This window comes from Streptomyces sp. NPDC001108 (assembly GCF_053598535.1).
The window spans coordinates 59,727-73,288 of the sequence record NZ_JBSFKL010000021.1 but is presented as its reverse complement, the minus strand read 5'-3'; the positions used below and the strand labels follow the sequence as shown (position 1 = coordinate 73,288).

6 protein-coding genes are annotated in these 13,562 nt (G+C 75.5%); 1 reads left to right on the top strand and 5 read right to left on the bottom strand.

Going from position 1 to position 13,562, the window contains the following annotated elements:
• Window positions 1-300 precede the first annotated feature (300 nt).
• Entirely contained in the window at window positions 301-762 is a 462-nt protein-coding gene (locus ACWC97_RS30925) for a hypothetical protein (protein ID WP_385211071.1), read from the top strand.
• A gap of 24 nt (window positions 763-786) precedes the next feature.
• Here ACWC97_RS30925 and ACWC97_RS30920 read toward each other — a convergent pair whose 3' ends face one another.
• From ACWC97_RS30920 to ACWC97_RS30900, 5 genes are all read right to left on the bottom strand, one after another.
• Complete coding sequence (locus ACWC97_RS30920) at window positions 787-5,574, bottom strand: hypothetical protein (protein WP_450652900.1); 4,788 nt, start codon at window positions 5,572-5,574, stop codon at window positions 787-789.
• A 60-nt stretch (window positions 5,575-5,634) separates the two neighbouring features.
• Entirely contained in the window at window positions 5,635-6,558 is a 924-nt protein-coding gene (locus ACWC97_RS30915; protein ID WP_385211065.1) for a hypothetical protein, read from the bottom strand.
• Window positions 6,559-6,622: 64 nt separating this feature from the next.
• The gene (locus ACWC97_RS30910; RefSeq protein WP_352280112.1) at window positions 6,623-8,149 is read right to left on the bottom strand and encodes a hypothetical protein; all 1,527 of its coding nucleotides are present in this window, start codon (window positions 8,147-8,149) and stop codon (window positions 6,623-6,625) included.
• A gap of 79 nt (window positions 8,150-8,228) precedes the next feature.
• Window positions 8,229-11,879 (bottom strand): hydantoinase B/oxoprolinase family protein, encoded by a 3,651-nt coding sequence (locus ACWC97_RS30905; RefSeq protein ID WP_450652898.1) that lies wholly within the window; start codon window positions 11,877-11,879, stop codon window positions 8,229-8,231.
• Between the two features lie 126 nt (window positions 11,880-12,005).
• Entirely contained in the window at window positions 12,006-13,424 is a 1,419-nt protein-coding gene (locus ACWC97_RS30900; RefSeq protein ID WP_352280110.1) for a HEAT repeat domain-containing protein, read from the bottom strand.
• Window positions 13,425-13,562: the final 138 nt, after the last annotated feature.

The window sequence follows — 13,562 nt, the reverse complement described above, 5'->3', positions numbered from 1 at the left end:
AGAAGAAGCCCTCCATGGCCTGATCCCGACCGACAGAGCAGTTGGCTGGAATTATTCGCTTCGCTCCGACTTGGGGGAATCTTCACCGCCACTCACTCGTCTCTCTGTACGGGGCAGGGGTAACACGAGGAGTGTCGGGGCCCGTTCTGCGGGACCATGACCGGAGCCGGACCGTCCGGGCCGCCGGGCGCGCGTCGGGGGACGGGGCTCCGCGGGCGGAGCGGTCCACCGCGCTCACAGGTCGTGGCGCGGTCCGGTCGGCAGCCCTGAAGTCGGACAGTGGTGGGGAGTTGAGAGTCCTTGGAAACGGAAGAGCGTCGCGGCGCGGTGTCGTCGGCACCGGCCGGGGCGGCGGGTGCGGGCGGGGCGAGGGTCCCGCGCCAGCTGTGGGTGGAGGAGCCGGCGACCCGGTGGCGGATGCCCGACCCGGTGCGCGGCTCCGCGGTGCGTGCCGTGCTCATCATGTCGCTGACGATCATTCAGGCCATGGTGGCGTTCCTGTGCACGCTGACCGAGTCCTGGCTGGCCTTCCCGATGGTGCTCAGCGGTGTGGCCAGCACCGTGGTCGCGACCTGGTCGGTGCTGGACGTCTGGGTGACCCGGCAGGTCTGGAACCAGCGCAACGGCGTGGTCTCCGTGCCGAGCAGCTCGGCACGGAGGCTGCGCCGTGAGCGGCGCCGGGCACGGCGGGCGGCGCGGGCGGCGCAGCGGGACGAGGCCCGGATACGCCGCCGGGGCACGGAGAGCCTCTCCGGGGCCTGAGCGCCGCTCACCGCCGAGCGCGGCCTACGCGCCGCCGGGATCGGCGGGGGCGGCCCGCTTGAACATCCGGGTGGCGGTGATCTCGCCGTGCACCGTCCCGCCGTTCGGGTCCTGCTGCGGCAGGCCGGGGCGCAGATGCTCCTCCACGCTGATGTACTTCAGCCCGGCCCTCAGGTCGGCGTCGTTGCGCAACCGGATGACCAGCGGGAACTCGGCGAGCGCGGTGGTGTCGAAGAGCCCCGTCGTGTACAGCAGCTGCACGCCCAGGGCGTCCGCCACCGCGCGCTGGAGCTCCAGCAGGTAGGTGGCGTTGGCGCGGCCGATCGGATTGTCCAGGAACAGGGTGCCCGCGTGGCGGTGCTGGTGCCGGTCGCGGCCCCGGTCGTTGCTGCGCAGCGCGGCCATCGTGCAGTAGAGGGCGATGGCCGCGGTGAGCAGCTGACCGCCGGAGAAGACGTCGCCCATCTGCCCGACCGGTACGCGCTCGGCGCGCAGCACCGCGTCCGGCTTGAGGATCTCCACGGCGACGCCCCTGGGCTCCAGGGCGGCCTGCACGCCGCGCAGCAGCAGGGACATGCCGTCCCGGCGCAGGTCGGAGTTCTTCCTCAGCGCGGCCCGGGTCGCCTCGTCGACGACCTCACCGAGCCGCTCGGTGAGCGTCGCCTGGTCGGGTTCCTCGAAGCGGATACGGAGGAACTCCTGGCCGGACCACTCCCCCAGGCCCTCGGGGAGCCGGGAGAGGCGCTGGGCCGAGCGGAGAGTGGTGAGGGCGGACTCCACGAGGCCGCGGAGCCGGTCGACGATGGAGTCGCGGTTGCGTTCCAGCTGGGCCAGTTCGTCGGTGAGCACCCGGAGCCGGGGGGCGAAGGCGGCGGCCCACTTCTCGGCGTGCTCGGGCAGCGCCGAGGCGGGCAGCTCGCGGATCTGCTGCCGGGCGGGGGTGCGTACCTGCTCGTAACGGGTGGCGTTGGCGTGGCGTACGAGGACGTCGCCCGCCTCCCGTACGGCGCTCTCGGCGGCGGACAGGTCGGCGGCACAGCCGCGCAGCGAGCGCCGGGCCTCGGCGGCGGACTGCCGGGCCTCGCCGAGGCTGCCGGGGTAGGGCTCGGGGGCCTCGGGGTCGTCCTCCGTGCCGTGGTCCCTGAGCAGGTCGCGCAGGAGGGCCGCCGTCTCGTCGAAGCCGCCCGCCGAGTCCTCGGCGGTGCGGTGGGCGTGGAGCAGCTCGGCGTGGGCGGCGCGGGCGGTGTCCAGGGTCGCGGTGGCGGCGGCGAGTTCGGCGGTGGCGGTGCGCAGCAGGGTCTGGGCCTGCTCGGCGTCGGCGGGGACGAGCTCCTCGGGGAGTTCGGTGTGGTGGGGCTCGCCGTCGGCCGGGGCGAGCCGCTCGGCCTCGCCACGGAGCCGGCCGAGCTGCTCGCTCGCCGTGGAGGCCCTGGTCTCCAGGAGCTGGACGAGGGATTCGGCGCGGGCGGCGGCGGCCTGCCGGGAGGGGCCGTCCGCGCCGTCGGTGGATTCGAGGAGCTGGGCGGCGCGGGTGCGGACCTTGTTGGTGAGCCGGTCGAGCTCGGCGAGGGCGGCGCTCTCGTCGCTCTCCGCGCGGGCCTGCTCGGCGCGGAGGTCGGCGCCGACGCCGACCTTCTCGTACAGCTGGGAGGCGGCCCGGTACGCCTCGCGCAGTGCGGGCAGGGCGGGGCGCGGGCGGTCGCCGTCGGGCTCCGGGAGCTGCTCGGGGGCGCCGGCGATCTCCGCCCGCTCGGCGCGCAGGGCGCGGGCGGTGCGGCGGGCGTCGTCGGCGGCGCGCTGGGCGGCGCGACGGTCCTCGTCGGCGGCGCGGGCGCGCTCCAGGAAGGTGGCGGCGCGGGCCTCGGACTCGGCGGCCTCGTCGGTGAGTTCACGGAGCTTGAGCTGCCAGCCCGCCCGTTCGCGGAGCCGGTGCGCGAGACCGGCGAGGGCGTCGGCGGTGCGGCGGGCGCGCTGGGCGGTCTCCTGGCGCTCCTCGCGGACCCGGGCGGTGTCGGCGGCCGCCTCGTCCGCCTCGGCGCGCACCGTACGGGCCTCGGCCAGCTCGGCCTCGGCGGTCCCGGCGAGGGTACGGGCGGTGCGGGCGGCCTCGGCGAGCTCGGCGAGCGTGCCGGGCGGGCAGTCGGCCCGCCAGGAGCCGATCCGGGCGGCCAGGGTGCGGTCCCCCGCGAGTCGGGCCGCGAGGGCGCGGATGTCCTCGTCGCGGGCGGCGGCACGGCTCCTGAGGGCCTGCCGTTCCTCGTCGGCCGCGTGCTCGTCGTGCATCGCCGGGTTCGGCGGGACCAGGAACACGCCCTCGGTGTCCGCGCCCGGGCCGGTACCGGCGGCCGGGACGGGGGCGAGCAGCGCGGCGGCGGTGCCGACGGCGACCGCGGAGCGCGGCAGCAGCGCGGCTCCGCTCAGCACCTCGCGGGCCCGGGCGTGCGAGTCGGGGTCGGTGATGACCACGCCGTCGACCAGCTCGGGGCGGGCGGCGAGGACGGCCGCGTGGTCGGCGGGGTCGACGGCCTGGGCGAGGTAGCGCCAGCCGGGCAGGGCGGGGATGCCGTGTTCGCCGAGGTACTCGACGGTGGCGAGGACGTCGGGCGACGGGGGCAGCAGTCCGCCGTCGCCGAGCGCACCGAGGATGCGGGAGTCGTCGGCGGCGGCGGTGCGCAGCTCGAAGAGGCGGCGTTCGGCGGCGGTGATGGACCGGTCGAGCAGCTCGCGCAGTTCGTCGGCGCTCCGGTCCAGCTCCTGGGCGGTGAGGGGCCGTTCCCGGCCGGTGGTCTGCTCGGCGACGGCGGTGCCGGTTCCGGTGCCCGGTGCGGCCGGGGCCGTGCCGTCCGGCTCGACGGGGCCGCCGGCCGGTTCTCCGGCGGGGCGCCGGTCGGTGCCGGTGCCGTGCCGGGCGTCCGGCTCCGGGCCGCCCGCGCCGCTGCGGGGCCGGGGGACGCCGGTGCCGGGGTGCGCGGGGAGTCCGAGCAGGTCGGCCAGCCGGGGGTCGGCGGCGATCGACTCGGCGGTCCTGAGCTCGGCCCCGTAGGCCTGTTCCGCGGCGTGGGCGGCGTCGGCGGCGCGGGCGGCGGCGAGTTCGGCGCGGCTCTCGGCGGCGGCCGCCTCCCGGGCCGTGTCGGCGGCGGCGCGGGCGGCTTCCCGGGCGGTGTCCCAGGCGGCGACGGCCGAGGTCTCGGCGTCGCTCGCGGCGAGGGCGGCCCGGGCCGGGTCGGCGTCCGGTGCGGTGTCGTCGAGCCAGCCGGCCCGTACCGCCTGGGCGGTCTCCTGCTCGACCTCGGCGAGGCGCTGGCGCAGGTGCCCGGCCTCGCTGCGGGCGCGCTGGGCCTCGGTGGCGGCGGTAGTGGCGTCGCGGTGGGCCCGCTCGCCCTCGGTCTGGAGGGTGGCGGAGCGCTCCTCCTCCTCGTTGGCGAGGGTCTCGCCCGCCTCGGCGGCGGTGTGCAGGGCCTGGACGAGGTCTGCGGCGGCCGTGGCCCGGGCGGCGAGGGCGGGCGCGGCGTCCCGTTCGGCCTCGCGGATGGCGACGGCGACCCGGGCGGAGCGGTCGGCGGCGGCGCGGTGGCGGAGCACCGCCTCGGCGGCCTGCCAGGCGGAGTGCAGGGTGCGGGCGTCGGTCAGTTCGCGGCGCTGGGCGGCGGCGCCCTTCTCGGCGGCGGTCAGGGCCAGGGAGGCGTGCCGGTAGGCCAGTTCGGCGGCGATCAGGGCGCTGCGGCCGCGGTCCCGCTCGGCGGTGGTCACGGTGTGCGCGGCGGCGGTGACCTGCTGGGCGAGCTCGGCGGTGCGGCCGCGTTCCTCCACGGCGCGGGCGGAGAGCCTGCGGGCGAGCGTACGGGTGCGGCGTTCGGCGCCCGCGTGGATGTCGCGGGTGCGGGAGCGGGTCCGTGCGGCCTCCACGATCCGGCCGAGGAGGTCGACGGAGCCCGCGGTGAAGTCGCGTTCGGCGGTCAGCTCGGCGCGGCGGCCCAGCTTGTTGCCGAAGCCGCTGACCAGGTCGGCGAGGCCGTCGGTGTCGCGGGTGTCGGTGACGGCGCGCAGCAGCAGATCGGTGAAGTCGGAGTCCTTCTTGACCGCGAAGAGTCCGGCCGCCTCGCCCTCGTCGGCGTTCATCTCGCGCTGGTAGCGGAAGAGTTCGGGGTCGAGGCCGAGGTCGCCGAGGTGTTCGTTCCAGCGGTCGTGGATCTCTTCCCAGTGCACGTCGAGGTGCTGGTAGAACTTGCCCGCCTCGGTGAGGGCGTCGCGGAAGCCCTTCATCGTGCGGCGCCTGCCGCGCGCGCCGGAGGTGCCTTCGGCGGACGGGCGTACGGAGGTGGCCTCGGCGACCGGCAGGGAGTCCAGGCCGAGGCCGGGGCCGGGGCGGAAGGAGTACCAGGCCTCGGCGAACTTCCGGGGGTCGTTGGAGACCTGGCGGCCACGCCATTCGCTGACCTTGCCGACGACCACGCACTCCCCGGTGAGGGTGTGCTGCCACTCCAGGGCGACGTGCCCGCAGTCGTCGGCGAGGAGGAACTTGCGCAGCACGCCGGAGCTGGCGCCGCCGAGGGTGTTGCGGTGGCCGGGGAGCATCACCGAGAAGATCAGCTTCAGCAGCACCGACTTGCCGCCGCCGTTCTCCAGGAAGAGCACGCCGGCGGGGGCGGGGCGGCGCGGCGGGCCGACCGGCTCCTCCTCGAAGAACTCCGCCTGGGCCGGTGCGGGGTTGGGCACGGGTTCGCCCACTCCGCGCAGGTCGAGCACGGTATCGGCATAGCGTGCACCGGCAGGCCCGATGGAGTAGAGGCGGACCCGGGACAGCTCGTACATGGCGGCGGACTCTCGTCGTTCAGACAGCGGCAGGCAGAAGGGAAGCGGTGGGGTGCCCGGTCAGGCGTGGAAGGGCAGGCCGGCGTCGGCGGCCAGCTCCAGGTCGTCGGCGCCGGGCGGCGGGAGCAGCGTCGCGGTGCCGTCGGTGACCGGGACGACGCCGAGCTCCAGCAGTTCGGCCATGGCGGCGGAGCCGGCCATGTCGCGGACCTGGAGCTGGTAGCGGGCGGTGGTGCGGAAGGCGCCTCCGGCGTCGTCCCCGGTGCGCTGGAGGAAGCCGGAGTCGGTGAGGAAGGCGACGGCCTTGCCGACGATGCCGGTGGTGGAGCCGGCCAGCCGTCGGGCGTCCTTCGTGGCGCCGGTGGAGCTGCGGCGGGCGTAGATCCGCCAGGCCGCCTCCAGCCCGGGGGCGTCGGTGGCGGGGTCGGTGTTGTCGCCGTGCTCGGCGGCGCGTTCCTCCAGGCGGTGGCAGGCCTGGCGGACGAAGGAGTCGACGCCGTTGACCGTGATCCGGCCGATGTACGCGTCGTCGGCGAGGTCCTCGGGGCGGGGGAAGGCCATCGCGGCGACGGCGAGGTGGGCGAGCCCGTGCAGGAAGCGGTCGGCGGAGTCGGAGGAGGCGCGGCGGGCGTAGTCGCCCATGCGGACGGCGAAGACGGAGTCCTCGGCGGCGGTCACGGCCATGCCGGCGCGGGTGGAGACCTCCAGGACGACCAGGCCGAGCCCGGTCGCCACCGCGTCGGCGAGCCGGGCGAAGGCGGGCTCGTCCCGGTAGCGGCGGAGCAGTTCGGCGTACTCGGCGTCGCGGGCGGGCAGCAGCTTGGGCTGGAGGCCGAAGGCGACGAGCCGGGCGGCGTCGGCCGCGTCGGCCGGGGTGACGGGGGGTGCGGCGGTGGGGCCGGGCTGTTCGGCGGGGCCCTCGACGGGGTACGCGGTGGCCTGCTCGCTCCACGCGTCGTCGTGCGGTGCGCGGTGCTCGCTCACGGCTGTCGCTCCTTGTTGCGGAAACACTTCGGTACGGGGTGGGGGGCGCGGGGCGGTGCGGCGGTCATGACGCCTCCGAGCGGTCCGCGGCCATCCCGGCCGCGTCCAGCAGGGCCGTGCCCACGATCAGGTCGGCGCCGCCGAACTCGGGGTCGTCGAGGGGGGTGCCGTCGTCGACGGAGAACAGCAGCCGCCGCTCTCCCTGGCGGTAGGCGGTGCCGACCGGCGGGCTCGCGGCGTGCACCGCGAGCAGGGCGACCAGGTAGGGCAGGTCGTCGTCGCGGCGCCGGGCCTCGGCGAGGAGACCGGACAGGCGGCGCGGGGCGTCGTGCTCCAGGTCCAGCAGCTCCATGGCGGCGGCGAGCTGCTCCTCGCTGAATCTGCTGTCGTCGGGGGTGGCGATCAGGTCGGGCTCGGGCATCTCCACGCCCAGGTGCTCCCGCTCCAGGGGCGGGGTGAGCAGCATCTCGACCAGGTCGCCCACCCGCACCGAGACGGGGGTACGCAGACCGGTGCCGTGGGCGAAGAAGGCGTCGGTGACGCGGATCGCCCGCTCGACGGGGAGCGGCAGGAGCGGGGCGACCAGCTGGCCGTACAGGTCGAGCCCGGTGCGGGCGGCGGGGGTGGCGAAGGCCTGCCGGTCCTGCTCGGCGCGGAAGAGCGGTCCGGCCTCCAGGAGGCGGGACTGGAGCTGGGTGTGGCGGCGGATGCAGTCCTTGACGATGTCGACCAGTTCGGCGGCGCGGCGCTTGTGCTCGGGCTCCTCCGCCTCGTCGCGCGCCTTGCGGATGTTGGTGAGGATCGCGTTCTCGTGGCGGTAGCGGTCGGCCACGTGGTCCAGCGCCTCGGCGATCATGTCGGGCACGGCGTTGAGCCAGTCGACGGCGCGGACGTTGCGCCGGGTGGCCTCCAGGGTCTTGCGGAGGGTCTCCGCGTACTGGACGGTGCGGTAGCGGGCCTGCTCGGCGGCGAGCTGGGCGTCGGCGAGGCGGCCCCGGCTGATGAGGACCTCCAGCTTGACCTCGGCGGCGATCTGGGCGCTGGTGACGTCCGTGTCGAGGGCGCCGACCAGGACGTTGACCGCCTCGTCGGTGGCGCGGAGGTAGACCGTGCCGCCGTGGCCGGGGACCTCCTCGATCAGCTTGAAGTCGTAGTCGCGGCGGACGTAGACCCCGTCGGGGCCGAAGGTGCCGTAGACCGCGCGGAATCCGCGGTCCACGCTGCCGACGTTGATCAGGTTCTCCAGCACCCAGCGCGCGACGCGCTCGTGCTCGGCCGCCGGGCGGTGCGGGGCCTGGGCGGCGACGCGCGGGAGCAGTCTGGTCACTATCTGGTCGTGGTCGGCCCCGGTGTCGAAGTCCATGTTGAGGGTGACCAGGTCGATCGCGGCGAGGGCCACCTCGGCCATCGCGTAGACCGTGTACTCACCGGCCAGGTTCGCCTTGCGGACGTCGAGGTCGTGCAGCGGCGCCGTGCAGGCGAGGGCGCGCAGCCGCCGCGAGAGCCCCTCGTCGGCGGCCGGGCCCGGGGCGGGCCGCGGCCCCGCGCCGGGCTGGGGCGCGGCGTTGTCCGTGTAGGCAGGCGAAGTCACGGTGGACAGATTAGGTCCTCGCACCGACAACGGTCGAAACGGCGCAGAAGCGACCCGCGCGCGAGACACCGGCCATATTTTACGCGCTGCCGGGACGGCCGTCGTCCTCCTGCCGGGGCGCCTCCGGCGCGGCTCCGTAGCCCCCGCCGCCGGGGGTGCGCAGCACCAGGACGTCGCCCGGCTCCAGTTCGGCGGTGTCGCAGCCGTGCAGGGGGGTGTCGGGCCGTCCGTCGGGGTGTTCGACGTGCTGTTCGCCGAGCGCGCCCGGTCCGCCGCCCGCCATGCCGTACGGCGGGACCCGGCGGTGGCCGCAGAGCAGGGTGGCGGTGACGGGTGCCAGGAAGCGGAGCCGGCGCTCCACGCCCCGGCCGCCGTGCCGGAGCCCCCGGCCGCCGCTGCCGCCGCGGATCCGGAAGCTCTCCAGCAGGACGGGGTAGCGCCATTCGAGGATCTCGGGGTCGGTGAGGCGGGAGTTGGTCATGTGGGTCTGTACGGCGTCGGTGCCGTCGAAGCCGTCGCCCGCGCCCGAGCCGCTGGCGACGGTCTCGTAGTACTGGACGTGTTCGTTGCCGAAGGTGAGGTTGTTCATGGTGCCCGAGCCCTCGGCCTGTATGCCGAGGGCACCGTACAGGGCCCCGGTGACGGCCTGGGAGGTCTCCACGTTGCCCGCGACGGTGGCCGCCGGGTGGGCCGGGGACAGCATGGAGCCCTCCGGGATCCTGATCTCCAGGGGTTTCAGGCAGCCGCTGTTGAGCGGGATGTCCTCGGCGACCAGGGTGCGGAAGACGTAGAGCACGGCCGCCATGACCACGGAGCGCGGCGCGTTGAAGTTGCCGGGCTGCTGGGGCGAGGTGCCGGTGAAGTCGACGACCGCGCCGCGGGCCTCCCGGTCGACGGTGAGGGAGACCGCGATGACCGCGCCGTTGTCGGTCTCGTAGCGGTAGGCGCCGTCGTGGAGGCCGGCGATGATCCGGCGGACGGACTCCTCGGCGTTGTCCTGCACGTGTCCCATGTACGCGGCGACCACGTCGGGGCCGAACTGGTCGGTCATGCGGCGGAGTTCGGCGATGCCCTTCTCGTTGGCGGCGATCTGGGCGCGCAGGTCGGCGAGGTTGGTCTCCGGGTCGCGGGAGGGGTACCTGGCGCCGGTGAGCAGTGCGCGGGTCTCGTCCTCGCGGAACCTGCCGTCGCGTACCAGCAGCCAGTTGTCGAACAGCACGCCCTCCTCGTCGACGGTGCGGCTGAAGGCGGGCATGGAGCCGGGGGTGATGCCGCCGATCTCGGCGTGGTGGCCCCGGGAGGCGACCAGGAAGCGCGGGTGTTCGCCGTCGTCCGGGCCGAAGACCGGGGTGACCACCGTGACGTCCGGCAGATGGGTGCCGCCGTGGTAGGGGTCGTTGACGGCGTAGGCGTCGCCGGGGCGCATGGTGCCCCTGTTGCGCCGCAGCACCTCCTTGATGGACTCCCCCATCGAGCCGAGGTGGACGGGGATGTGCGGGGCGTTGGCGATCAGGTTGCCGTCCGCGTCGAACAGGGCGCAGGAGAAGTCGAGCCGTTCCTTGATGTTGACGGAGTGGGCGGTGTTCTCCAGGCGCACGCCCATCTGCTCGGCGATCGACATGAAGAGGTTGTTGAAGACCTCCAGCAGGACGGGGTCGACCCGGGTGCCGACGGCGGTGCGGTCCGGGCGCGGGCGGGCCCGGGCCAGCAGCAGGTGCCCGGTGCCGGTGGCGGCGGCCTGCCAGCCGGGGTCGACGACGGTGGTGGCGTCCGCCTCGGCGATGACGGCGGGGCCGGTCACGGTGTCGGTGGGGCGGAGCTCCGCCCGCAGGTGGAGCGGGGTGTCCTGCCAGCGGCCCTCGGCGTGCATCCGGACGGTGTCGTGCGGGCGGGGGGCGGTACGGGTCCGGGGCGGGGGGCCGGCCGGGGGCGCTGCGGGGCGGCCCGCGTCGCCGGTCGCCTCGACCGTCACGGCCTCGACGATCAGGGGCTTGTCCATGGTGAAGGCGTAGCGGGCGCGGTGCTCGGCGGTGAAGGCGGCGGCCATGACGGACGCGGTGTCCAGGTCGACGGGGAGGCCCGAGTCCGTACCGGCGTAGCGCAGCAGGACCCGGGCGCGGGTGCTGATCGCGTGGTCGGGCACGGAGTCGGCGCGCAGGTCGGCGCGGGTGGCGGCGGCCAGTTCCGCGCAGACCTCCCGGACCTCGGCCTCGGTCGCCGGGGTCAGCTCCGCCTCCACCGACCGCTCGCGCATCGCGGTGGCGTCGGCGAGGCCGATGCCGTACGCGGACAGCACCCCGGCGAGCGGTGGTACGAGCACGGTGTCGATGCCCAGGGAGTCGGCGACGGCGCAGACGTGCTGGCCGCCCGCGCCGCCGAAGCCGGTCAGGGCGTACCGGGTGATGTCGTGTCCGCGCTGCACGGAGATCTTCTTGACCGCGTTCGCCATGTTGAGGACGGCGATCTCCAGGAATCCGGCGGCGGTCTCGGCGGCCGTGTGCCGGGTGCCGGTGGCGCGGGCGATGTCCTCGGCGAGGGTCTCGAAGCGTTCGCGGACCAGGTCGGCGTCGATCGGGAGGTCGCCGCCGGGGCCGAAGACGGCCGGGAAGTAGCCGGGCTGCACCCGGCCGAGCAGCACATTGGCGTCGGTGACGGTGAGCGGGCCGCCGCGGCGGTAGCAGGCCGGGCCGGGGACGGCGCCCGCCGAGTCGGGGCCGACCCGCTGGCGGCGGCCGTCGAAGTGGAGGACGGAGCCGCCGCCGGCCGCGACGGTGTGGATGCTCATCATCGGGGCGCGCATCCGCACCCCGGCGACCTGGGTGCCGAGTTCGCGTTCGAACGTGCCCGCGTAGTGGGACACGTCGGTGGAGGTGCCGCCCATGTCGAAGCCGATGACCCGGTCGTACCCGGCCTGTTCGGAGGTGCGGGCCATGCCGACCACGCCGCCGGCGGGGCCGGAGAGCACGGCGTCCTTGCCGCGGAAGCGGGCGGCTTCGCGCAGGCCGCCGTTGGACTGCATGAACAGCAGCCGGATGCCGTCGAGTTCACCGGCGATCTCGTCGACGTAGCGGCGCAGGATCGGCGAGAGGTAGGCGTCGACGACGGTGGTGTCGCCGCGCGGTACGAGTTTGATCAGCGGGCTCACCTCGTGCGAGCAGCTGACCTGGGTGAAGCCCGCCTCGCGGGCGGCGTCGGCCACGGCCCGCTCGTGCCCGGGATGGCGGTAGCCGTGCATCAGGACGACGGCGGCGCTGCGCAGTCCGGCGGCGTGGGCGGCGCGCAGCCGCTCGGTGACGGCCGTCCGGTCCAGGGGGGTGACGGTCCGTCCGTGGGCGTCGATCCGCTCGGGGACCTCGATCACCCGTTCGTAGATGTCCTCGGGGAGCACGATGTGCCGGTCGAAGAGGCGGGGCCGGTTCTGGTAGGCGATGCGCAGGGCGTCCCGGAAGCCCTCGGTGACGACCAGGGCGGTGGGTTCGCCGTGCCGTTCCAGCAGGGCGTTGGTGGCGACGGTGGTGCCGATCCGTACGGCGGCGATCCGGTCGGCGGGGACGGGTTCGTCGGGACGGAGGCCGAGTACGGTCCGGATCCCGGCCACGGCGGCGTCGCGGCGGCGCCCGGGGTCGTGGGAGAGCAGCTTGCGGGTGACCAGGTGTCCGTCGGGGGCCCGGCCGACGACGTCGGTGAAGGTGCCGCCCCGGTCGATCCAGAACTCCCAGCCTCCGGTCATCCCCCCATACTGGCGCGCGGCGCGGCCGACGGCCAAGAGGGCGGGGGCGGAAGGGGTACGGGGCCGGTGGGCCGGCCGTGCTGTGCGCCGCGCGCCCCCCGACGCGCGTCGCTGCGGGTGCCCCGGTCAGACCGCCGGGGCGTCGGGGCCGATCCGGCTGCGGACCGCCGTCTGCACCTCGGCCTCCTCGGCGGGGTCGGCGGCGAGGCGGCGCAGCCGCTCGGCGACCCTGATGTCACCGGTCTCCGCGTGGAGCGCGGCGACCTCCCGGGTGGTCTCCTCGCAGTCCCAGAGGCATTCGACGGCGAAGCCGGTGGCGAAGGAGGGGTCGGTGGCGGCCAGGGCGCGGGCCGTCCGGCCGCGCAGGTGCGAGGAGGAGGTCTCGCGGTAGATGTGCCGGAGCACTGGGGCGGCGCAGGCGATCTCCAGCCGCCCGGCGCCGTCCACGAGCGTCCAGAGGCGGGGCTCGTCCGGTCCCGCGCCGCGCACCGCCTCACGGAGGGCGGCGAGGACCACCTTCGCGTCCTGGGCACCGCCCCGGCAGGCGAGGACTCCGGTCGCGGAGGCGCCGAGGGCGTCGGGCCGCCGGGCCCAGCTCCGGGCGCGCTCCACCGCCGCGTCGCCGCACATCCGCTCGAAGGCGGCGACGGCCGCGTCGGCGACGGTGCGCGAGGCGGAGACCGCGGCGGCCTCGATCAGGTCGAGCACGGCCGGGTCCCGGGCCTCCGCCAGGTAGTGCAGCGCGGCGCCGCGGGCGCCGTCGGGGCCGCTGCGGGCGGCCTCGACGATCGCGGGCCGGTCCTCGGGCCCGGCGACGGCGGTGAGGCAGCGGGCGGCGGGCGCGTGGAGGACGCTGCCGCGTTCGAGCCCCTGCTGGGCCCAGTCGAGGACGGCCCGCACGCTCCAGCCGGGGCGGGGCCCGCCCGGCCGCATCTGGCGCTGCCAGCGGTCGAACGAGCCCTGCTCCGACGCGGCCCGGACCCGGGCGCCGACCTCCTCGCGCGGGTCGTCCGCCCAGAGCCGCCAGGGGCGGGGCTCGTAGGCGTCACGCACCACCGAGGCCAGTTCGGCGGCGCCCTCGGGGGTCTCCGGGAAGCGGCCGAGCACGGGCACGGCGAGGCTGCGGAGCCCCGCGTCGTCGTCGCGCAGGGCCAGCTCGTCCAGGGCCCAGGCCCAGTTCGAGCCGGTCGCCGCGTAGCGCCGCAGCAGGGCCAGGGCGTCGTCGCGGCCGTACGCGGCGAGGTGGCCGAGGACGGCGAGGGCGAGCCCGGTGCGCGAGTCGTCGGTGTCGAGGTGGTCGTCGGGATCGCACAGGTGGCGCTCGATCTCCTCGATGCCTCCGTCGAGGTCGAGGTAGAGGCGTGCGTAGTAGAGGGAGCGGTTCTCCACCTGCCAGTCGTGGCGCGGATCGCTCAGGACGCAGTGGTTGAGGGCCGCCAGGGCCTCCGGGCGCGGGGCGGCGAGCGCGTGGAGCGTGCCGTCGCCGCGGCCCCTCTGCAGCAGACCGAGCAGGGTGCCGCTCGGCGCTATGAACGGATCAAACATGGAAAATGCCTCACATCAAGCTGTCGACGCGACCGGGACTGTGCCGTTCCAAGTGCCGGGTGGGCACTACGCCGCGCAGCGACATGCTCGTCCGACCTTCGTCTTCCGCCTGCTGTAGACCATTTCCCTCTGCCTCTC